The organism is Sphingomonas sp. AX6 (assembly GCF_902506605.1).
Classification (GTDB): Bacteria; Pseudomonadota; Alphaproteobacteria; order Sphingomonadales; family Sphingomonadaceae; genus Sphingomonas.
On the sequence record NZ_LR733979.1, the window covers coordinates 2,904,020 to 2,925,121 of the forward strand.

General features: G+C 63.5%; 25 protein-coding genes. 14 read left to right on the forward strand and 11 right to left on the reverse strand.

Features of this window, described 5'->3' with window-relative positions; translation table 11 throughout:
* Positions 1 to 75: 75 nt before the first annotated feature.
* The 11 genes from aroQ to bfr all read left to right on the forward strand — a co-directional run bounded on the left by aroQ (position 76) and on the right by bfr (position 10,074).
* Positions 76 to 510: a type II 3-dehydroquinate dehydratase gene (gene aroQ / locus ENHY17A_RS14010; protein ID WP_159713673.1), complete on the forward strand. Its 435-nt coding sequence runs from the start codon at positions 76 to 78 to the stop codon at positions 508 to 510.
* 33 nt (positions 511 to 543) lie between these two features.
* Positions 544 to 1,029: an acetyl-CoA carboxylase biotin carboxyl carrier protein gene (gene accB, locus ENHY17A_RS14015; RefSeq protein ID WP_159713675.1), complete on the forward strand. Its 486-nt coding sequence runs from the start codon at positions 544 to 546 to the stop codon at positions 1,027 to 1,029.
* Positions 1,026 to 2,390, forward strand: a complete 1,365-nt coding sequence (accC, locus tag ENHY17A_RS14020) for an acetyl-CoA carboxylase biotin carboxylase subunit (protein ID WP_159713677.1) — start codon at positions 1,026 to 1,028, stop codon at positions 2,388 to 2,390. The genes accB and accC overlap by 4 nt, the downstream gene beginning before the upstream one ends.
* On the forward strand, positions 2,387 to 2,722 hold the full coding sequence (gene arsC, locus ENHY17A_RS14025; protein WP_159713679.1) for an arsenate reductase (glutaredoxin): 336 nt from the start codon (positions 2,387 to 2,389) through the stop codon (positions 2,720 to 2,722). Before accC ends, arsC begins: the two co-directional genes overlap by 4 nt.
* Before the next feature lie 119 nt (positions 2,723 to 2,841).
* Positions 2,842 to 4,425 (forward strand): phospholipase D-like domain-containing protein, encoded by a 1,584-nt coding sequence (locus tag ENHY17A_RS14030; RefSeq protein WP_159713681.1) that lies wholly within the window; start codon positions 2,842 to 2,844, stop codon positions 4,423 to 4,425.
* Positions 4,426 to 4,613: 188 nt separating this feature from the next.
* Positions 4,614 to 6,842, forward strand: a complete 2,229-nt coding sequence (gene purL, locus ENHY17A_RS14035; protein ID WP_159713683.1) for a phosphoribosylformylglycinamidine synthase subunit PurL — start codon at positions 4,614 to 4,616, stop codon at positions 6,840 to 6,842.
* 63 nt (positions 6,843 to 6,905) lie between these two features.
* Positions 6,906 to 7,292 carry a hypothetical protein gene (locus ENHY17A_RS14040; RefSeq protein WP_159713685.1) on the forward strand — a complete coding sequence of 129 codons (387 nt, stop codon included), beginning with the start codon at positions 6,906 to 6,908 and terminating at the stop codon, positions 7,290 to 7,292.
* A 7-nt stretch (positions 7,293 to 7,299) separates the two neighbouring features.
* Entirely contained in the window at positions 7,300 to 7,974 is a 675-nt protein-coding gene (locus tag ENHY17A_RS14045; protein WP_159713687.1) for a nitroreductase family protein, read from the forward strand.
* Between the two features lie 30 nt (positions 7,975 to 8,004).
* Positions 8,005 to 9,231: a DUF418 domain-containing protein gene (locus tag ENHY17A_RS14050; RefSeq protein ID WP_159713689.1), complete on the forward strand. Its 1,227-nt coding sequence runs from the start codon at positions 8,005 to 8,007 to the stop codon at positions 9,229 to 9,231.
* Between the two features lie 84 nt (positions 9,232 to 9,315).
* Complete coding sequence (locus ENHY17A_RS14055; protein ID WP_159713691.1) at positions 9,316 to 9,501, forward strand: (2Fe-2S)-binding protein; 186 nt, start codon at positions 9,316 to 9,318, stop codon at positions 9,499 to 9,501.
* Positions 9,502 to 9,588: 87 nt separating this feature from the next.
* Positions 9,589 to 10,074 (forward strand): bacterioferritin, encoded by a 486-nt coding sequence (gene bfr, locus ENHY17A_RS14060; RefSeq protein ID WP_159713693.1) that lies wholly within the window; start codon positions 9,589 to 9,591, stop codon positions 10,072 to 10,074.
* A gap of 145 nt (positions 10,075 to 10,219) precedes the next feature.
* On the opposite strand, the gene ENHY17A_RS14065 is transcribed toward bfr, so the two are convergent.
* The 6 genes from ENHY17A_RS14065 to panB all read right to left on the reverse strand — a co-directional run bounded on the left by ENHY17A_RS14065 (position 10,220) and on the right by panB (position 15,390).
* Positions 10,220 to 10,645 (reverse strand): Hpt domain-containing protein, encoded by a 426-nt coding sequence (locus ENHY17A_RS14065; protein WP_159713695.1) that lies wholly within the window; start codon positions 10,643 to 10,645, stop codon positions 10,220 to 10,222.
* 100 nt (positions 10,646 to 10,745) lie between these two features.
* Positions 10,746 to 10,964, reverse strand: coding sequence for a sulfurtransferase TusA family protein (locus ENHY17A_RS14070; RefSeq protein WP_159713697.1), 219 nt, complete (start codon positions 10,962 to 10,964; stop codon positions 10,746 to 10,748).
* On the reverse strand, positions 10,961 to 12,325 hold the full coding sequence (gene der / locus ENHY17A_RS14075; RefSeq protein WP_159713699.1) for a ribosome biogenesis GTPase Der: 1,365 nt from the start codon (positions 12,323 to 12,325) through the stop codon (positions 10,961 to 10,963). The genes ENHY17A_RS14070 and der overlap by 4 nt, the downstream gene beginning before the upstream one ends.
* Positions 12,326 to 12,389: 64 nt before the next feature.
* Positions 12,390 to 13,712 carry an outer membrane protein assembly factor BamB family protein gene (locus tag ENHY17A_RS14080; RefSeq protein ID WP_159713701.1) on the reverse strand — a complete coding sequence of 441 codons (1,323 nt, stop codon included), beginning with the start codon at positions 13,710 to 13,712 and terminating at the stop codon, positions 12,390 to 12,392.
* Positions 13,709 to 14,452 carry a tetratricopeptide repeat protein gene (locus ENHY17A_RS14085; protein WP_159713703.1) on the reverse strand — a complete coding sequence of 248 codons (744 nt, stop codon included), beginning with the start codon at positions 14,450 to 14,452 and terminating at the stop codon, positions 13,709 to 13,711. The genes ENHY17A_RS14080 and ENHY17A_RS14085 overlap by 4 nt, the downstream gene beginning before the upstream one ends.
* A 71-nt stretch (positions 14,453 to 14,523) precedes the next feature.
* Positions 14,524 to 15,390 (reverse strand): 3-methyl-2-oxobutanoate hydroxymethyltransferase, encoded by an 867-nt coding sequence (panB, locus tag ENHY17A_RS14090; RefSeq protein WP_159713705.1) that lies wholly within the window; start codon positions 15,388 to 15,390, stop codon positions 14,524 to 14,526.
* A 124-nt stretch (positions 15,391 to 15,514) separates the two neighbouring features.
* On the opposite strand from panB, the gene ENHY17A_RS14095 reads away from it, so the two are divergent.
* Both ENHY17A_RS14095 and ENHY17A_RS14100 read left to right on the forward strand, forming a co-directional pair.
* Positions 15,515 to 15,934 (forward strand): hypothetical protein, encoded by a 420-nt coding sequence (locus ENHY17A_RS14095; RefSeq protein ID WP_159713707.1) that lies wholly within the window; start codon positions 15,515 to 15,517, stop codon positions 15,932 to 15,934.
* A gap of 3 nt (positions 15,935 to 15,937) precedes the next feature.
* Positions 15,938 to 16,153: a helix-turn-helix transcriptional regulator gene (locus ENHY17A_RS14100; protein ID WP_159713709.1), complete on the forward strand. Its 216-nt coding sequence runs from the start codon at positions 15,938 to 15,940 to the stop codon at positions 16,151 to 16,153.
* Positions 16,154 to 16,172: 19 nt separating this feature from the next.
* Here the strand turns inward: ENHY17A_RS14100 and ENHY17A_RS14105 are convergent, their stop codons facing one another.
* From ENHY17A_RS14105 to ENHY17A_RS14125, 5 genes are all read right to left on the reverse strand, one after another.
* Positions 16,173 to 16,607 (reverse strand): hypothetical protein, encoded by a 435-nt coding sequence (locus ENHY17A_RS14105; RefSeq protein ID WP_159713711.1) that lies wholly within the window; start codon positions 16,605 to 16,607, stop codon positions 16,173 to 16,175.
* 74 nt (positions 16,608 to 16,681) lie between these two features.
* The gene (locus ENHY17A_RS14110; protein ID WP_159713713.1) at positions 16,682 to 17,029 is read right to left on the reverse strand and encodes an ArsC family reductase; all 348 of its coding nucleotides are present in this window, start codon (positions 17,027 to 17,029) and stop codon (positions 16,682 to 16,684) included.
* Complete coding sequence (locus tag ENHY17A_RS14115; protein ID WP_159713715.1) at positions 17,026 to 17,481, reverse strand: GNAT family acetyltransferase; 456 nt, start codon at positions 17,479 to 17,481, stop codon at positions 17,026 to 17,028. Before ENHY17A_RS14115 ends, ENHY17A_RS14110 begins: the two co-directional genes overlap by 4 nt.
* The gene (locus ENHY17A_RS14120; RefSeq protein ID WP_159713717.1) at positions 17,451 to 18,347 is read right to left on the reverse strand and encodes a hypothetical protein; all 897 of its coding nucleotides are present in this window, start codon (positions 18,345 to 18,347) and stop codon (positions 17,451 to 17,453) included. The genes ENHY17A_RS14115 and ENHY17A_RS14120 overlap by 31 nt, the downstream gene beginning before the upstream one ends.
* A 14-nt stretch (positions 18,348 to 18,361) precedes the next feature.
* Positions 18,362 to 20,086 (reverse strand): DUF885 domain-containing protein, encoded by a 1,725-nt coding sequence (locus tag ENHY17A_RS14125; RefSeq protein ID WP_159713719.1) that lies wholly within the window; start codon positions 20,084 to 20,086, stop codon positions 18,362 to 18,364.
* Between the two features lie 122 nt (positions 20,087 to 20,208).
* Between ENHY17A_RS14125 and ENHY17A_RS14130 the strand changes: the two genes are divergently transcribed.
* Complete coding sequence (locus tag ENHY17A_RS14130; RefSeq protein WP_159713721.1) at positions 20,209 to 21,036, forward strand: alpha/beta fold hydrolase; 828 nt, start codon at positions 20,209 to 20,211, stop codon at positions 21,034 to 21,036.
* Positions 21,037 to 21,102: the final 66 nt, after the last annotated feature.

The following is a 21,102-nucleotide window of genomic DNA, read 5'->3' on the forward strand; positions in this document are numbered from 1 at the left end:
CTTCGCGCGGCCCGAACGGGTAGGGAAAGCGGCAGATATGGCGTGAGCCCCGCCCCCGCAACCGGAAGGTCCATGATGAGCGGCACGATCTTCGTCCTGAACGGCCCCAACCTCAACCTGCTGGGGATGCGCGAGCCCGAGATTTACGGCCACGACACGCTGGACGATATTGCCAACCAGCTTGACGATCGTGCCCGCGATCTGGGCCTGACCATCGACCTGCGCCAATCGAACCACGAAGGGCATCTGGTCGATTGGCTGCACGAGGCGCAATCGTTCGAGGCGAAGGCGGTGTTGCTGAACGCGGGCGGCTACACCCACACCTCGGTCGCGATCCACGACGCGATTCTGGCGATAACGACACCCGTCATCGAGGTGCATCTGTCCAACCCGCACGCGCGTAATTCCTTTCGCCATGTCAGCCTGATCGGACAGGCGGCGAAGGGAACCATCGCGGGCTTCGGCGCGCTTTCCTATACGCTGGCGCTTGAAGCAGCCGCCCGTCTCTGACAGGAGGCCCGTTTCGGATTCACTGGGGGTCGCATGACCGAGAATAACACCACTGGCGGAATGAGCGTCGACATCGAATTGGTCCGCGCGCTTGCCGCCGTTCTGGACGAAACGCAACTGACCGAAATCGAGGTCGAGGATGGCGACCGCAAGGTGCGCGTCGCGCGCAAGGCCGCACCCGCCGCGCCGATCGCCTATGCCCCGGCACCTGCCGCCGCGCCTGCGCCACTGGCTGCGGCTCCGGTCGGGGCTGCCGAGACTGGCGCATCCGCCCCCGCCGCGGCGGCCAACGCGGTCAAATCGCCGATGGTCGGCACCGTCTATCTCTCGTCCGAACCGGGCACCAAGCCGTTCGTCTCCTCCGGCCAGACCGTCAAGGCAGGCGACACGCTGCTGATCGTCGAGGCGATGAAGGTGATGAACCCGATCCTCGCGCCCAGCGCAGGCACCGTCAAACAAGTGCTCGTGGAGAACGGCCAGCCGGTCGAATTCGACCAGCCGCTCGTCGTCGTAGAATGAGGCAGAAGATCAAGAAGCTGCTCATCGCCAATCGCGGTGAGATCGCGCTGCGCATCCACCGTGCCTGCCATGAAATGGGGATCAAGACGGTCGCCGTGCATTCCACCGCCGACGCCGACGCAATGCATGTGCGGTTGGCCGACGAGGCGATCTGCATCGGCCCGCCGCCTGCGGGTGAGAGCTATCTGAACATCCCGAATATCATCTCCGCCGCCGAAATCTCCGGCGCGGATGCGATCCACCCAGGTTACGGCTTCCTCTCGGAGAACGCGAAGTTCGCCGAGATCGTCGAGTTGCACAACATCCTGTTTGTCGGCCCTAAGCCCGAACATATCCGGGTGATGGGCGACAAGGTGGAGGCGAAGCGGACCGCGGGCGCGCTCGGCCTGCCTTTGGTCCCAGGCTCGGACGGCGCCGTCAGCGACGTGGTCGAGGCCAAGCGCATCGCCGCCGAAATCGGCTATCCGGTGATCATCAAGGCGGCATCGGGCGGCGGCGGTCGCGGGATGAAGGTCTGCGAGAGCGAAGACACGATCGAAACGCTGATGAGCCAGGCCGGTTCGGAAGCGAAGTCGGCGTTTGGCGATGCGACCGTCTATATCGAGAAATATCTCGGCAATCCGCGCCACATCGAGTTTCAGGTGTTCGGCGACGGCAATGGCCAGGCCATCCATCTGGGCGAGCGCGATTGCTCGCTCCAGCGTCGCCACCAGAAAGTGCTGGAGGAAGCCCCCTCCCCCGTGCTGGGTCAGGCCGACCGCGATCGGATGGGGATGGTCTGTGCCAAGGCGATGGCCGACATGCACTATCGCGGCGCGGGAACGATCGAATTCCTGTGGGAAAACGGCGAATTCTATTTCATCGAAATGAATACCCGCCTGCAGGTCGAACATCCGGTGACCGAAATGATCACCGGCATCGACCTGGTCCGCGAACAGATCCGCATTGCCGAGGGCGAACCGCTGTCGGTCAAACAGGACGAGATCGAATTTCGCGGTCACGCGATCGAATGCCGCATCAATGCCGAGGACGCGAAGACCTTCGCCCCCTCGCCCGGCACCGTGGTCCAGTTCCACGCCCCCGGCGGCATGCACGTCCGCGTCGATAGCGGCATCTATGCGGGCTATAAAATCCCGCCATACTACGATTCGATGATCGCCAAGCTGATCGTCTATGGCCGCACCCGCGAAGGTTGCCTGATGCGCCTGCGCCGCGCGCTTGAAGAATTCGTGGTGACGGGGGTCAAGACGACGGTGCCGTTGCATCGGGCGTTGCTCGACGATCCCGAATTCCAGAAGGGCGACTATACGATCAAGTGGCTGGAGGAGTGGCTGGCGCGCGAGGCGGACGAACCGGCGTGAAGGCGCGCATCCTCCACAATCCGCGCTGTTCCAAATCGCGTGAGGCGCTGGCGATCCTGAAGGATGCCGGCGCCGATGTGGAGGTGGTCGAATATCTGAAGGACGCGCCCAGCGCGGGTGAGCTCAGGCGGCTTTACGAAAAGGCGGGGATGTCGCCGCGCGACGGTCTGCGTACGGCTGAGCCCGGTGCGAAATTGCTCCGCGACGCCGATGACGCGACGTTACTGGAGGCGATGGCGAGCGACCCGATCCTCATCGAACGCCCCTTGGTCGAAACCGAAAAGGGTGTGCGGCTGGGTCGTCCGCCGGAGCGCGTGAGAGAGATACTTTAACCTTCCGCCATCCCCCATCCCGTTCGTTTCGAGCGAAGAAGGGTTTTCGTGGCTTGGGATGACGAAGGCTATTACTCTCTCTAGACTCCGACACAATCATCGAGGGGCTGGCTCACCAAATGAAGACTCACGACCAACTCCCCCTTGAAATCGAGCGCAATTGCTGGCGGATCGAACGCGCCGAAAAGGCGACCGTGATCGTCGATGCCGAGGATTATTTCCGCATCTCGCGCCAGGCGATGAAGTCCGCCAAGCACCAGATCATGCTGGTCGGCTGGGATTTCGACGCGCGCATCCGCCTGGTGCGCGAAGGCGAGGATGAGGCCCCCGTCACCGTCGGCGAATTCATCGATTGGCTCATCGAACGCACGCCGACTTTACAAATTCATCTGTTGCGCTGGGATGTCGGCGCGATGAAGAATCTGTTCCGCGGGCGCACCATCTTCACGCTGATGCGCTGGGCGAAGCATCCGCGCATTCACCTGAAACTCGACGGCCACCACCCGACCGGCGGATCGCATCACCAGAAAGTGGTCGTGATCGACGACTGCATCGCCTTTTGCGGCGGGATCGACATGACCGCCGGGCGATGGGACACGCGCGAGCATCTCGACGACGATCCCGAACGCATCGGCCCCGATGGCGAGCCATACGGCCCGTGGCACGACGTCACCACCGCGATGTCGGGTGATGTCGCCGCAGCACTGGGTGATTTGTGCCGTACCCGTTGGGCAGAGGCGGGTGGGCACCCTCTCCCCGTTCCGCCATCGACAAAGGCGTGCTGGCCCGACGGCCTGCCGGTCCAGTTCACCGACGCCGAGATCGCGATTTCGCGTACCCATCCATGCGTTGATGGCGACGACGAAGTCCGCGAGATCGAGGCGCTTTATTGTGACCTGATCGCCCATGCCAAACACTGGGTCTACGCCGAAAGCCAGTATTTCGCATCGCGCAAGGTGGCCGAGGCGATCGCCAGGCGATTGGGCGAAGAAGACGGCCCCGAATTCGTGCTGGTCAATCCGACGACCGCCGAGGGCTGGCTCGAACCCGTCGCGATGGACACAGCCCGCGCACGGCTTGTCGAGGCGCTCCGCCACCGCGACAAATATGGTCGCCTGCGGCTCTATCATCCCGTCACCGAGGGCGGCGAGCCGATCTATGTCCATGCCAAGGTGACGATCATCGATGGCCATGTGCTGCGCGTCGGATCGTCGAATTTCAACAACCGGTCGATGGGGCTCGACACCGAATGCGATGTGACGATCGACGCAGATCGCGACGGCAACGAGGATGAAGTCGATACCATTCATGACATCGCCTACGACCTGCTCGGCGAGCATCTGGGCGTTGCGGCGGAGAAGATCGAATCGCTGCACGCAGGCGGCGGTTCGCTGATCGCCGCGATCGAGGAACTGCGCGGATCGGGCAAGACGCTGATCCCGTACGAAGTGCCCGACCTTAACGCGGTCGAGGAATGGCTGGCCGACAACGAAGTGCTCGACCCCGAGCATCCCGACGACGCGTTCGAAATTACCGAGCGCAAGGGCCTGTTTCGCCGGTTGAAGGCGCATCGCCCACATCGGCCGGAGACCAAGCGCGCGAGTTTCGCGCTGGGCGCGGCGGCCGCAGCGGTCGTTGCCGGGGGTGTCGCCGTTGCGGTGGCCAAGCGCGGAAAGGATAAGCCTGGCGATAAGAACAAATAACCCCAACCCGTTCGTGCTGAGTAGCGCCGCAGGCGCGTATCGAAGCACTGTCCTACTTAGCACGAAGAACAAGGACAGTGCTTCGACAAGCTCAGCACAAACGGTGTGGGTTATTCATTCAGCACAATCGGTGCTCCCCGGCATTCCGCACTAGCCCCCCGGCCCGCCGCTCGCTAAAGCCGCGAGCCATGACCGATACGCGCCAGATCTCGCCCGAAACCGTCGCCGAACACGGCTTCACACCGGAAGAATATGAGCGCGTACTAGGCGCCATGGGCCGCGAGCCAAACCTGACCGAACTCGGCATCTTTTCGGTCATGTGGTCGGAGCATTGTAGCTATAAATCGAGCCGCATTCACCTGAAGAAGCTCCCCACCGAAGCCCCCTGGGTCATTTGCGGTCCGGGCGAGAACGCAGGCGTGATCGACATTGGCGACAATCAGGCCGCGATCTTCAAGATGGAGTCGCACAACCACCCGTCCTACATCGAACCCTATCAGGGCGCAGCGACCGGCGTCGGCGGCATCCTGCGCGACGTGTTCACCATGGGTGCGCGGCCGATCGCCAACATGAACGCGCTGCGTTTCGGACGGCCCGACCATCCCAAGATGCGCCACCTGATCGCGGGCGTCGTCCACGGGATCGGCGGATACGGCAATTGCGTGGGCGTGCCGACGGTTGGCGGCGAGGTCAATTTCCACCCCGCCTATGACGGCAACATCCTGGTCAATGCGATGACCGTGGGCGTCGCCGATCAGGACAAGATTTTCTACAGCGCGGCCAGCGGCGTCGGCAATCCGATCGTCTATGTCGGGTCGAAGACCGGGCGCGACGGCATCCACGGCGCGACGATGGCGAGCGCCGATTTCGGCGACGACGCCGACGCCAAGCGCCCCACCGTTCAGGTCGGCGACCCGTTCACCGAAAAGCTGCTGATCGAGGCTTGCCTGGAACTCATGGCATCCGATGCGATCGTCGCGATCCAGGACATGGGTGCCGCGGGCCTCACCTCGTCGAGCGTCGAGATGGCGTCGAAGGGCGGCGTCGGCATCGAACTCATCATGGACGACGTGCCCCAGCGCGAAACCGGCATGACGCCGTATGAAATGATGCTGTCGGAATCGCAGGAACGCATGTTGATGGTGCTGAAGCCCGGCCGCGAGGCAGAGGCGCAGGCAATCTTCCACAAATGGGAACTGGATTTCGCGGTGATCGGCCATGTCACCGACACCGGGCGGATGGTGCTGAAATGGAAAGGCGATACGGTGGCCGACATCCCGCTCGCCCCGCTGGCCGACGACGCGCCGCTCTACGACCGCCCGCACGTCGCGACGCCCAAGCCCACAGAACTGACCGACGAGCCCGAATCGACCGATCTGCGCGCCGACCTGTTGACGCTGATGGCGTCGCCCGACATCGCCAGCCGCCGATGGATCTGGGAGCAATATGACCACATGGTGGGCGGCGACACCGTGCAACGCCCCGGCGGCGACGCGGCGGTCGTCCGCGTGCATGGCACCCAGAAGGGCCTGGCGATCACCACGGATTGCACGCCGCGCTATTGCTTCGCCGATCCGGTCGAAGGCGGCAAGCAAGCTGTGGCCGAAGCCTGGCGCAACCTGACAGCGGTCGGCGCGAAGCCGCTGGCGATCACCAACTGCCTCAACTTCGCCAATCCGCAGCGCCCCGAAATCATGGGCCAGATCGTTGGCTGCCTCGACGGCATGGGCGAAGCGTGCCGCGCGCTCGACTTCCCGATCGTCTCTGGCAACGTCTCGCTCTACAATGAATCGAAGGCGACCGGCGGCGGCTCCGCGATCCTGCCCACCCCCGCGATCGGCGGCGTCGGATTGCTGGCCGACTGGTCCAAATCGGTTACCATCGGCTTCAAGGGCACCGGCGACGTCATCATCGCGCTCGGCGAACGCGGCGGGCATCTCGGCCAGTCGATCTGGCTGCGCGAAGTCCATGGCCGCGAGGAAGGCCCACCGCCGCCCGTCGACCTGCGCGCCGAACGCCGCACCGGCGATTTCCTGCGCGCGCAGATCGAGCGCGGCAATATCACCGCCTGCCACGACGTGTCCGACGGCGGCATGGCGGTGACGATCGCCGAAATGGCGCTGGCATCGAACATCGGCGCGATGATCAACGAGGCCCAGCCCTTCGGCGTCGCCGGATCATTCTTCGGCGAGGATCAGGGGCTGTACGTCGTCACCGTCAAGGACGAGGCGCTCGCCGATTTCCTGACCCACGCATCGGAATTGGACGTGCCCGCCGACCCGATCGGTCGTACCATCCGCGACCGACTGGTTTTCGAACTCGACGAAGGCGATTTCTGCCTGACCATCGCAGAACTACGCGACGCGCATGAAGGCTTCTTTCCCAAACTGATGGGGGCAGATGCCGCGTTGGCGTGACGCCCACGCATCCCTTTGCCGCCTGCCTGCGTTAAGCACCGACACGGCATAGGGATGGCGCGCATGACGATTGGCAACGAAACCAACGAAACCGCCACCGCGCTGGGGCTGATGCGCGGCGTCCGGTTGTGGTTGCGCAACGCACCCGAAGCGTTGCGCAACGCGATCGACCCAGAGGCAATCGGGGCGGAACTGCTCGCATCCCCGTCGACCGGGATGGAGGTGGCGGTGATCGTCATCGACGACGAAGCCCGGCTCGACCGCGATCTCCAGGCGCTATCCGGCCTGATGCAACCTTCCGGACATGTTTGGTTGCTGTGGGAAGGCGACGCGCTATCTGCCGATATGCTGGCCGACCGGGTACAATCAGACGGCTTCATCCCAGGCGACGTACATCGCATCGCCGAACGCTGGAACGGCTTGAAACTGGACGCTGCGCCTGCGCAATAATTCAGAAATGACCGAAGCGCCGACGATTCCGTGGAAACCCTATCCCGACCTGTCCGATGACGACCGACTGGCAGCGGTAGAGGCGCTGCGTGTATCGCTTGCCACGCGTCGCACCTGCCGCGCCTTTTCGGACCGGCCCGTGCCGCGTGCGATCCTTGAAAGTGCCATCCTTGCGGCGGGATCGGCACCGAGCGGTGCGAACCACCAGCCCTGGCATTTTGCCGTCATCGCCTCACCCGACCTCAAACATGCCGTCCGAACAGGGGCAGAGGCCGAGGAACGCGAATTCTATGCGGGCAAGGCGGGTCAGGAATGGCTGGAGGCACTCGCCCCGATCGGCACCGATGCCGACAAATCCTATCTCGACATCGCCCCCTGGCTGATCGTCATTTTCGGTCAGCGTCGCGGCGGACCGAATCCGGGCGACGATCGCCAGAATTATTACGTTACCGAAAGCGTCGGCATCGCGACGGGGTTGCTTCTAGCGACGCTACACGCGGCGGGGGTTGCGACATTGACCCACACCCCCAACCCGATGAAATTCCTCAATCGCCTTTGCAATCGTCCCGATAGCGAAAAACCGATGATGATCGTCGTCGTCGGGCATGCCGCCGATGACGCCACTATCCCGGTCCACGCGATCAAGCGAAAGCCGCTCGACGCAATCGCCACTTGGCTCTAGCGCGACGGGGTGAAGTTTCCGGGAGGAACTATGGCGAACACCAGCGACCGCATCGCCGCGCTCGACATCGTTCGCGGCGTCGCGGTGATGGGCATTCTGGCGATGAATATCGCGGGGTTCGCGCTGATCTTCCCCGCCTATTTCAACCCGCTCGCGACCGGTGACGCCAGCGCGGTCGACCGCGGGGTTTATCTGTTCAACTACGTCCTGTTCGACGGCAAGATGCGGGGCTTGTTCTCACTGCTGTTCGGAGCCTCGATGCTGCTGGTGGTCGAGCGTGCCAGCGCGAAGGGCGAAAACCCGGCTAGGGTCCACTATTGCCGCATGGTCACATTGCTGGGGTTCGGGCTGATCCACCTATGGCTGGTATGGTGGGGCGATATCCTGGCGCATTATGCCATCGTGGGCATGGTCGCCTATCTCGCGGTGCATCAAAGCGCCCGCACGCTGTTCGGCCTCTCCGCCGCGCTGATCGGGGCGCACACGCTGTTCAGCATTGGCCTGCCGGTCCAGATCGCCACGCTTGAGGCCGAGCTTCCCGCCAGGGAAGCCGCCGCTGCGCTCCAGGGTTATGCCAATAGCTTCGGCGTGCCGGATGCCGCGCACGCGGCGCGCGAGACGGCGATCTATCGCGGCGACTATTCCGGCATCTTCGCCGACCGGACCGCGCGGTTCGGCTGGAGCCCTTTGCGTGACCTGCAATATATGGGGATGGAGACGCTGGGACTGATGCTGATCGGCATGGGATTGCTCAAGACCGGATTGTTCCGCGGTGAGTGGCGTGTCGCAAAGATGCGGCGCTGGGCCGCGATCGGCATCGCGACCGGGTTCGCCATCTATCTGCCGCTCGCAGCGTGGATGGCGTCGGCCGATTTCTCGCTGCTGAGCGTCGTCACCGCCACCCTGGTCGCGCCGGTGCCGCTGCGCCCGCTGGTGATCGTCGGCATCGCCTGCCTGATCCTGCTCGCTTCTCGCCCCGGTGGCCCGTTCACCGAAAGGATCGCAGCCGCCGGGCGGATGGCGTTCACCAATTATTTGATGACCAGCCTGATCTGTACCGCAATCTTCTACGGTTACGGGCTGGGTCTGTTCGGCGCGCTGTCGCGGCTCGGACTGTGGGGCGTCGTTCTGGCGATCTGGATCGGTATGCTGGCCTGGTCCAAGCCCTGGCTGGAGCGATTCGCATATGGCCCGCTAGAGTGGCTGTGGCGCAGCATGGCGCGCGGATCGGTTCAACCCATGCGGCGTCTCGTCTGACCGAACATCATGCGAACGCCTCGCATTAGGCTTGCGAATCATTCGCACTCGCCCTAATCAACGATCAGCGTAGCGAGGATGTGCATGGTCGTCTGTGTCTGCAATGCAATTCGGGAACATGATGTGCGCGAAGCGGCACGTCAGGGTGCGCGCAGCGCATGCCAAGCGTACCGGTCGATGGGTCGCCAGGCCAAATGCGGTCAATGCGTCCCGTTCGCGCGAGCCATTATCGATGCCGAAGCCCGCGATTGCATGACAGTCGCAGCTTAAAAAAACGGCGGATTTCTGCCGTTTTCCGCTGTCTAAACGTCCGATTTGAGCGTATGATCGCCGCCGACCAGATAAAGGACCGGCGCGATGAAGGGTGACGAAAAGGTCGTCGAGTATCTCAACGAGGTGCTCAAGAACGAACTGACGGCAATCAACCAATATTGGCTGCATTACCGGATGCTCGACCATTGGGGCGTCAAGAAGCTCGCCCAGTTCGAGCGTCACGAATCGATCGATGAGATGAAGCACGCCGACTGGGTGTCGGAGCGCATCCTGTTTCTCGACGGCCTACCCAATTTCCAGCTGCTGGGTCGCCTGCGCATCGGCGAGACGGTCGAGGAGGTCATCAGGGCCGACCTCGCGCTCGAAATGGAAGCGCTCACAACCTTGCGTGATGCGGTCGAACATGCCGAAAAGGTCCGCGATTACGTCAGCCGCGACCTGTTCCGCCGCATCCTCGACAGCGAGGAAGAGCATGTCGATACGCTGGAAACCCAGCTCGAGATGATTGAGCGGATGGGCATCCAGAATTATATCCAGCTCAATTCGAAGCCCGAACACGAAGGCGAGTAAGGTTTGAGATCAGAATATTAGCATCCTGTTTGTGCTGAGCTTGTCGAAGCACTGCCCTTTCTTCATGCCAAGAAGGACAGCACTTCGATACGCCGCTGTGCGGCTACTCAGTGCGAACGGATTTGGATATGGTCGGTGGTAGGTGTTACCCCGCCGCCCGCCGCCCGAACCCGCCCTGGGGCTTGCGCATCACCAGCGGATTGGCTTCGCGCTCCAGCAAGTCCAGCGTTTCCAGAAACAGCTTCCGCATCCCCACCACATGCTCCAGCGCGGCATCGGGGCGCTCGCGCGTTTCGACGCAGTGGCGTGCGATATTCTCGATGATTTCGGCACGGTCCCCCAGCGGGTCCGCCCCGAACTGTCGCGATTCGCCTTTCAGCGTGTGTGCGGGCAGCACCAGAGCGGCGGCATCGTGGCTACGCATGGCCGCTTCGATCTGGTCCACCGCCTTCATGCCGTCTTCGCGGAAATAGCCGAGAATGCGCACGAAATTGCCGCCCAGCTCGGCTCGCGCCTGCTGGTACGCCGTCCAGTTGACCAATTGGGTGCCTTCAACCGGCGCCTGCATCATTCCCACACTCCAAACGCCCCCGTAACGTCACGCGGAATTTAGCCGCCAACCGGTAAACAGGGCGTTGACGAATCGCGAAATATTGCATCCGTTCGGCGCATCATCGTCGGATACGAAATACGCCATCGCTGACGACTGCAAATCCCGCATCCGCAGCCTGCGCGACCCGCTCGATCTCTCCGGGGGCGGCTGGATCGTCGGCACGGATAAGATACTCGTAGGGTGCGCCAGCATCGCGCATCGCCTTTGCCAGCCGGATCGCCGGCCAGGGGCATTTCAATCCCCGTGCGTCGATCTCGACGGTCACACGGTCGCTCAAGACTTGCTGTGGTCGAACGGATTCTTGGGCGACCGCATCGATAGCCGCACCGGCACCGCACCGAATCCGAATTCGCGGCGCAGGCCGTTGATCAGGTATCGGCGATAGCTTTCGGGCAACTGGTCAACCCGCGTACCGAACAGGATGAAGCTGGGCGGGCGCGACTTGTTCTGGGTGATATAGCGCGGCTTGATCCGCTTACCGCCGGGTGCGGGCGGCGGATTGGTTTCGATCGCGCGTTCGAACCAGCGGTTGAGCGCGCCGGTGGAAACGCGCGAACTCCATGCCTCGCGGGTTTCGAACGCGACCTTCATCAGCGCGTCGATCCCTTTGCCGGTTGCGCCAGATACGGTCATCAGCGGCACCCCCCTGGCCTGCGCCAGCCCCTCTTCCAGCGCGCCCTTCACGCCGTTGAACAGGCTGGAGGCGTTTTCGGCGACGTCCCATTTGTTCAGCGCAATCACCAGCGCGCGCCCTTCCTGAAGCGCGCGATCGGCGATCTTGAGATCCTGAACCTCAAGTCCGCGCGTGGCGTCGATCAGCAGGATGACGACCTCTGCGAAGTCAATCGCGCGCAGCGCATCCATCACGGACAGTTTTTCGAGCTTTTCCTGGACCCGCGCTTTTTTGCGCATGCCCGCCGTGTCGATCAGCTTGACCGCGCGGCCTTCCCATTCCCAAGGGACCGCAATCGAATCGCGCGTGATCCCGGCTTCCGGGCCGGTGATGAGACGGTCCTCGCCAACCATGCGGTTGATCAACGTCGATTTGCCTGCGTTCGGGCGGCCGATGATCGCCAGTTGTAGCGGTGCCGTGGCGGGATCGAACTCCGCTTCCTCTTCGACCGGCTCATCCGCGGGGCGCTCGATATGCGGGCGCAGGGCCTCGAACAGGTCGACCACCCCTTCGCCATGTTCAGCCGAAAGCGGGATCGGATCGCCAAGGCCCAGCGCCATCGCCTCGATCACGCCGGTTTCGCCTGCGCGACCCTCGGCCTTGTTGGCGACGACGATGATCGGGGTGTCGGAGGTGCGCAACCAGCGCGCGATTTCCTCGTCCAGGGGGGTGAGGCCCGCCCGCGCATCGACCATGAACAATGCGACATCGGCAACCGCGACCGCATTCTCAGTCTGCTGACGCATCCGGCCAGGCAGGGTGGCCGCATCCTCATCCTCGTAACCCGCGGTATCGATGATGACGAATTCGAGACCGAGCAGGTTCGCCTCGCCTTCGCGCCGGTCGCGCGTCACGCCCGGTTGATCGTCGACCAGCGCCAAGCGCTTGCCGACCAGCCGGTTGAACAGCGTCGATTTGCCGACATTGGGTCGGCCGATAATGGCGACGACAGGCATCACGGTCATTGTTCGTTCCAGTTCGCCGCGTGCCTATCACATCGCCGGGAAAGCACCGCTTTCCCAGGGTCGATTACCGATAAGCGGTCAGGGTGCCTGCATCGTCGAGCAGGTAAAGCGTGTTGTTGGCGACCACCGGCGGCAGCGTGAAGGCGGTTTTGCCCTCCATCGTCTGGCCGACAGAGCCATCGGCGGGTGACAGGAAGCTGACCTGGCCTTCGCTATTGGCGACGACCAGACGATCCCCTGCAAGCACGGGTCCGACCCATGAGATCGCACCCGTGTTGCGCTTTTCATTGCGCCAGCGCGGCAACTGCGTGACCCAGCGGACCCGGCCGCTGTCACGCGCCAATGCCATGACGCGCGCATCGTCGGTCACCACGAACATCCAGTCGCCCGCGATCCACGGAGTCGAGATGCCGGACAAATTCTGTTCCCAAAGGCGACGGCCCGATAGCAGGTCGAGCGCCACCGTACGTCCACCCAGACCCACGGCATAGACGCGATCATTATCGATTACCGGCTCCGCGTCGATATCCGACAGCGCAGACACCGAGGTCGAGATCGACGAGCGCGACAGCGCATCGGCCCACAGCGCGTTGCCGTTTTCGTAGCGATAGGCATTGAGTTCGCCGGACGAGAATCCAGCAACCACGGTGCCGCGCGCCGCAGCCGGTGCCGCGACACCGAACACCCCCTGCGATTCGGGCGATGCAGCCACGGTCCATGCGACGGTGCCGTCCGCCTGGTTCAGTGCGTAAAGCTGATTGTCCTGGCTTTGCACATAGACCTGGCCATTGGCGATGGTGGGCGCCCCTCGCAGCGGACCGCCCGGCTTGGCACGCCACGCCAGTCCGCCAGTGGCGGCGTCGAGTGCCACCACGTCGCCCAGCCCGTTCGAGGCATAGACCCGGCCATTGTCGAAGCTGACCCCGCCACCGAAGCGCGAAGCTGCATTGGCATCACCCTCGGTCGTCGCGATCTGCCACACGCGCGCGCCGGTTGCAGCATCGAACGCGTGAACCGTGCCGGCCACGTCGCTGACATAGAGGCGACCGCCGCCGATCACGGGTGCCGATGCCAGCTTCTCACGCGACGATCCGCCCGGAATCTCGACCGACCACGCACGCGAAAGGGCACTGCCCAATGCCAGGTGACCCATCGATTTCGCGGCGTTACCGCCGGGCTGACTCCAATCGGCATTCGGTTGGGCCGCGGGCAGCGCGACCGGTGTCGCGGCGATCGCCGGATCGACGGCCAGTTCTGCGTCGGATGTCAGAATCGGCATCCGCTCGCCGACCACGGGCGTTCCCTTGTCGCGGCCATTGAAAATACCGCACGCGCCAAGGCTCATCAGCGCGGCGATCGCCGCGGTCGCTTTCAACGCTGTCTTCATTCGCCGTTCTTTTCCTCGCCAGCGGCCGGAGCCGCGCTGTTTGCTGGGGCCGCGTCGCCACCGCTACCCGTTGCCGTCGCACTCAATACGCTGGCCATCTGAACCGCACGTTGCCGGATCGATTCGGGTACGTCCTCGGTTGCGGCGATATCCTGAAACACGCGCAGCGCAAGATCGGGGCGGTCCATCCGAAGATGCGCCGCGGCGACCAGTTCGCCAGCACTTCCGAACCAGGCATTTTCCTTGGATGCCAGCCCCTGAAGGCGGCCGATCACCGCCTGAGGCTGCATCGTGTCGAACTCGGCCGATGTCTGGCGGACTAGCGCCAGATCGCGGTACACCTGGTCCAGGCTGTCATCGCCCGCGACTTCGCCGAATTTGGCGGCAGCGCCCTTCAGGTCGTCGCGCGCCAACAGCATGTCGGCTTCGGTAAATCGCGCCATCGCGCGCATCGCTTCCGAATCGGAATTGGCCAGTTCGGCAAGCTTTGGCTCGGCAGCGGCAGTGTTGTTGGCGGCCAGATCGTCGAACACGCTGGCGAGTTGCTCGCCCTGTTCGCCCGCCGCGACTTGCTGCCTGTTCTGCCAGAACAGATAGCCGCCGAACGCCAGAATCGCGGCGATGACGCCGACGATCACCCAGCGCCCCCAGCGCTGCCAAAAACTCAACAGCTCGTCGCGCCGCAGTTCCTCGTCGACTTCGCGAAAGAATGCGTCGTTGTTTTGCGGGGTAAGCGCCAAGGGGAACTCCGTGGATGGCGGGGGGGATCGGGCGCGGACATTAGCCGCGCGCGTGTGTAATGAAAAGCGGTTCAGCTTTTGGGGCGATAGACCTGTTCGTCGCCGGGAAAGGCACGCGACCGGACATCGGCGGCATAGGTCTCGACCGCGGCAGAAATACGGCCTGCCATGTCGTCGAATTTCTTCACGAAACGCGGCGTGCGTTCGAACAGCCCCAACATGTCCTCGGCCACCAGGACCTGGCCGTCGCAGCGGTTGGACGCGCCGATGCCAATGGTCGGACACGCGACCTTGTCGGTGATCTCGATCGCGATCGGCTCGACCACGCCTTCGATGACGATGGCGAACGCGCCAGCATCGGCCACCGCCACCGCATCCCCTACGATCTTTGCGGCCTCGGCCTCGCTGCGTCCGCGCGCGCCGTATCCGCCGAGCATGTTCACTGCCTGTGGCGTTAGCCCGACATGTCCCACCACCGGGATGCCGCGTTCGGAAAGGAAACGGACGGTGGGCGCCATTGCCGCCCCACCCTCCAGCTTGACCGCCGCCGCGCCGGTTTCCTTGAGCAGCCAGGCCGCGCTTTCGAAAGCCTGTTCGGGCGACGCTTCGTAACTGCCGAAAGGCATGTCGATCACGACCAACGAGTGATAGCTGCCGCGCACCACCGCAGCCCCGTGCGCGGCCATCATATCGAGCGTGACGGGAACCGTGGACGGCAAGCCATAGATCACCTGCCCCAGACTGTCGCCGACCAAGAGCATGTCGCAGTGCGGATCGAGCAGTTGCGCCATCCGCACGGTGTAAGCCGTCAGCATCACCAGCGGTTCGGCCTCCGCACCCTTCCGCTGCCGGATCATGGGCACCGTCACCCGCTTCATCGGCGCGGGCGTCGGGTTCGCACGGCTGGTCGCAGTGTCGATGGTAAAGGTCGTGGACATGGTCGCGCTCCTAGGCGCTCCTCGCGTCCTCGCCAAGCTGCAAGCAATGTGATGCGTTATTTGAATGACATTATGTTCGGTTTTATTTACATCGAGTCGTATCAGGCTTACATGGAGCAATCTCATGTCGTTTCGGGAAAAGACCCATTGGATCGCGTTCGTCGCCATCGTCCTGGCGTTCGGCTGGTATTTCCTCAACTATCCTTGGAGCGCTACGCCTACTGCAGCGGGGCTGTGGGCCAGCGGCGGCATGTTGATCGCAGTGTCGGTCGGCATCATCCTTGCGATGAGCGTGGCGACGGCGGTGATCGCAGTCCGCAATCGAAAGGAGGTCGATCTCCGCGAGGACGAACGCGACCGGGCCATCCACCGGTACGGCACGCATCTCGCCTATTATCCGATGATAATCGGCAGTTGGACCTGTATCGGCCTGATCTTCGCGGGCATCGACAGCGCCATATTGCTCAACGTCATTCTGGCGATGGTCGTGGGCGCCGAACTGGTGCGGATCGGGTCGCAAATCTGGCTCTATCGGCAGGGCTGACCCATGGCCAAACTGCCGATCAGCAACGACATCCGCACGCTGCGCTTTCTGGCCGGGGAAATGACGCAAGCCGAACTCGGCGAGCGCATCGGCGTCACCCGCCAGACGATCGCCGCGATCGAAGCGGGCAAATATTCCCCCAGCCTGGAGGCCGCGTTTCGAATCGCCCAGGTGTTCGAAAAGCCGTTGGACGAGATTTTCCGGTGGGAGGGCGACTGACCGCCCTCCCCGTCAATCGTCAGCGCAGCCAGCCGCGTTTGTTGGCGAGATTGGCGAACCAAATCTGGAACAGCGCGATGGCGAAGATGAAGATCGGAAAAATGATCGTCCATGCGCCCTTTTCCGTGATCAGATCGGTCACCCCGAACACCCAGCCGAACTGAACGACCACCGCGACTGCGGACAACAGGAACAGCACGATCGCCAGCCGCCGCCGCAGCAACAGCGCCACCGCCCCCAGAAACCCGCCCCAGGTTGCGAGGCCGTAAACGGTCGCAAACCAGGCCGGACGCCCCAGATACATGGCGCGGTCATACTCATCCATCGCCGCTAGCATCTCTTCGCTCATCGTCACGTCGGTATAGAAAGCGAACACCCCCATCGCACCCCACAACAGGATCAGGATCGACACGATCCAGAACCAGGTGGGCGGCTTTTCGGTCACGTCGGTCATGGCATTTCTCCCCTATAACGGGGATCAATCTACGCCTTTTCAGCGTGCTACGCCATCATTTCGGCGGCGTTACGTCACAACAATGCGCGTGCCCATTCCTCTGGCTTGAACCCCACCAGCACGCCGCCGGGATGCTCGACGACGGGGCGCTTGATGGTAGAGGGATGCGCGATCATCAGGCGCACCGCCTTTGCGGAATCGATGTCGGCCTTGTCGCCCTCGTCCAGCTTGCGGAATGTAGTACCTGCGCGATTTAGCAGCTTCTCCCAGCCCACCGCCGCGGCCCAGCGTTCGAGGTGCGCGGCGTCGATCCCGGCTTTCTTGTAATCGTGAAAGCCATATTCGATCGCATTGTCGGCCAGCCAGGTCCGAGTCTTCTTCACCGTGTCGCAATTGGGAATGCCGTACAGCGTCACGCTCATTTCACCGCTCCGTCCAGAAACCGACCCAGCGTCACCACCGGCTGCCGCTCCAGCCCCAACGCCTCATAGAAACGCAACGCGTCGGAATTGGTGTCGCGCACCATGAGCTGGATTTTCGGGCAGCCCCGCGCTTTCAGCCAGCGCTCAGCCGCCGCCATCAATGCGCGGCCAAGGCCGTAGCGGCGAAATCCTTCGGCGACTGCGAGATAATAGACCCAGCCACGGTGCCCGTCCCAACCGACCATCACCGAACCCGCCAGCGCGTCGCCCTCCCGCGCCAACAGGATCGCGGCATCGGTCGCGTCCATCGCCCGGTCGAAATCGGCGCGCGGATCGTTCCAGGGCCGCGTCAGCCCGCACGCGCCCCACAGCGCAATGACCTGTTCGCGATCAAGCAACGTCGCCGCCTCGATCGCAGGCGTCACCGCGCGATGCAGGCCATGCCAGCCCATAATGCCTCGATCCGCGCATCTTGCCCGGTGCCGGAGAACACGCCCGACAAGCCGCCTGCGTTGAATTCGGTGCCGAGCGAGGTCTGACTGATTTCGGGCACCAGACTGTCTTCCAACTCGGCGCGGGTCGAACCGATGCGAACACCGCTCATCGACGACATCGATCGACCGCCGCGTGGATTGGCCGACCATCCGGCAAACCGGTCATTCTCGAAATAAAGTGCGATCCGCTCTCCGAACTGCGCAGCGGCGAGCGGCACAACATCGCAGCGCGACGTGCCCGACGGATCGCCGAGCGCGCTTTTCACCAGCGCCAGCGTTTCGGTGCGCGGCATGTCGAACGCGATCATCCGGGTGCGTCCGCTGTCGGGATCGACCAGTTGCAGGCCGTCGCCCGACAATGCCAGCGGGATACGCTCGCCGGTATCGGCGCTGGCGGCTTCGGGCGCATTGCACCGCACGCGGGTGGATTCGCTGCCGCTGACGGTCACGTTCAGCCGCCCGCCTTCACCCATTGCCAGCCGATACTGGCGCTGTTCGGTAATGCCTTCGCCGGTCGAAACGGCATCCACGTCGATCGCACCGCCATCGCGCGGCGTAACCCGCGTGACCCGCGCGTCGCTTTCGTGGAAGCGCAATTGCTGCGCATCGACGACCAGCCGCATGTCGCTGCTGTTCCCGCCGCACGCCACCGCATCGGCATCGAAGCTGCCTCGGAACTGCACGGGAATGTCGGGTAGCGGCGCAGCAGTCGCGACTTCGGGCGTCGTTTCGTTGACCGACAGCGCATCGTCCGCCTCATTCGACCCACCCGAACAGGCCGCCAAGGCGAGCGCCGACGCCGCCATCACCCAACTGTAACGCATTCGAAAACCCCTCATCAGAACACCGCTTTCGGCGCGTCTTCGCCCATCATCGCCTGGCGCACCAGCGGGATCGGCGGGCCACCATAGGACAGGAAAGCGTCGTGAAAGGCTTTCCACCCCTGACGCCCACCGCGTGACGCGGTCCAGTCCTCGCGCAGTTTGCGGATCATCAGCTTGCCCAGCGTGTAATTGAGATAGGCCGGGTCATAGGTGCCGCGCGCCGCCTGTTGCCGTGCATTGCCTTCGTCCTGATGGCATTCGTTCTGGAACAGCGCCTGGGCCTGCGCCTGGGTCATCCCACGCGCGTGCATCCCGATCGCGGCGGCATAGCGACAGTTACGCAGCAGCGCGTTGGACAGTTGGCCGATATGCGTCTCCGGCGTGCCGCGCAGCCCCGCCTCCCACATCATTTCCTCGACGTAATGCCCCCAGCCTTCGGCACTGGCGTAGCCGACCGCCAACTTGCCCAGCAGGTTCGGATTGCGGTTCGAATGCAGGAACTGGAGGAAATGGCCGGGAAAGATTTCGTGGACGGTGATGAACAACAGGTCCGCTTCGCCGGGCAGATAGGCTTGCTGCACCGCTTCCGGCCAGGACGGGTCGGGCGGCGAGATGTAGTAGATTGACGATAGGCCTTTTTCGAATGGCCCCGGAATGTCGATATAGGCAAGGTTCTGGCGGTTATAGGGCGGGCTTTCGCGCACCTCGGCCTGCTCGGTGCCGGGGATCGTCACCAGATCCTGCTCGACCAGGAATGCGCGAAGCTCGGGAATTTGCCGCGTCGCCGCCGCGACCGGGCCGCCCTCGGCTTTGCGCGAGCGGACCTCGGCCATGCAGGCAGCAACCGTCGCGCCGGGAAGCAATTCGGCACAGGCCTGCTGCAACGCCTGCTGATTGCGGCGCAGATCAGCGATGCCGATGCGTTCGAGTTCGGCCAGCGGCACGTCAACGCCTTCGGTCGCCTTCAGCATCCGCGAGAAACGCTCCGGCCCCATCGCGAAATCCTGGGTCGCGCGCGGGCGTTCGCTCTCCAGCCACTGCGCCAGCCCGCGCATCGCCTGTGACGCAGCCTGGGCGGCCGTCGCGAACTCGCGCTGCATTGCAGGGTCTTCGACCGATGCAAACGCCCTGCGGGCGTCGCCGACATAATAATCCGCCAGCCCGCCAAACCCGGCGACGCCGTAATCGATATAGCTGACGGGCATCGGGACGCGCAGATTGCCGCGGATCTGCTGTGCGGCGGCCGGCACATTCTTCAAAAACGCGGTCATCGCCGCCATCCGCGTCGTCGGATCGGCATATTCGCGGGCGACATAGACATTGGGGTCGAGCCCGCCACCCACATAGAAAGCCGGGTTACGGCGCCATTGCTCGGCATCCTCAAGCCAGAACAGCTTGCCCTCGAACGTCTTGACCAGATGTTCGCGGGCGAAATTCTCGTCGTCGTTCAGGCTGCGAAAGGCCCGTGCCTGAGAGATTGCGTCCTTATAGAATGCCGCCTGCTTGCGGATGCCCGCTTCGCTCCAGTCGGGCAGGCGTCCGTCGAACTCGTGGCGTCCCTGATAGACTGCGAATGCAGGATCGATCGCCATCCATCCGTCGATCGTACGCTGGAGAAATCCGGCCCAATCGCCCTGATTGGCGACGACGCCGACGCGGTTGCCCGCTTCCTCGTCCGACGAACAGGCCGCCAGTGTCAGCCCGATCGCCGTCAATGCTGCCAGGGGTCGAAACCGCATCCTAATCCTCTCGTCGCGCGTGCCCGGTTGTTGGCAGGGAATCCTGGCAAATGCCACCCCTGCACGCGGAACGGGTTGGTCGCTGCTTTGTTACCGAAAGCTGAACCGACAGGAGACACAACATGCCGATGGTGGATACCCGCGACGGGACCAAACTCTATGTAAAACAATGGGATGGTGGTGGCCGTCCGGTGGTGCTGATCCATGGCTGGCCGCTATCATCGGACAGCTGGGACCCGCAGGCGCTGGCGCTTGCAGAGGCTGGTTTCAACGTCATCGCCTATGACCGCCGCGGTTTCGGCCGGTCGGACCAGCCGTGGAACGGATATGATTATGACAGCCTGTCGGACGATCTTGCCTACGTCATGAAGGCAACGGGCGTCAGCGATGGCGCCGCGCTGGTCGGTTTTTCGATGGGCGGCGGCGAAGTCGCGCGATACATGTCGCGCCACGGCGGCAAGGGCGTGGCGCAGGCGGCGCTGATCTCCTCGGTCGTGCCCTATATGCTCAAAACCGACGACAATCCGAACGGCGTGCCCGCGGACGACCTGAAAGCGATCGGCGATCAGATCGAGAACGATCGCCCGAAATTCTTCAAATCCTTCTTCAAGGACTTTTTCGGCGTCGGCGTCATCAGCCATCCGGTCGACGACACGACGCTCGACTGGGCATGGCGACTGGCGATGCAGGCAGGGCTGCGTCCGACGTTGGCGTGCGCCGAAAGCTTCGGCTTCACCGATTTCCGCGGCGACCTGCCTGCCTTTACCGTCCCGACCCTGGTGGTCCACGGCACGTCGGACAAGACGGTGCCGATCGACGCCACCGGCCGCGCCGCGGCACAGGGCATCGGCGGTTCACAACTGGTCGAATATGACGGCGCGCCTCATGGCCTGTTCGCGACCGAGGGGGATCGGCTGACCGGCGATCTGCTTCAGTTTTTGGGGCGATAAACTGAACTCCTCCCCCATCGGGGGAGGTGGCAGCACCAAGTGCTGACGGAGGGGGCGTGCTACGCA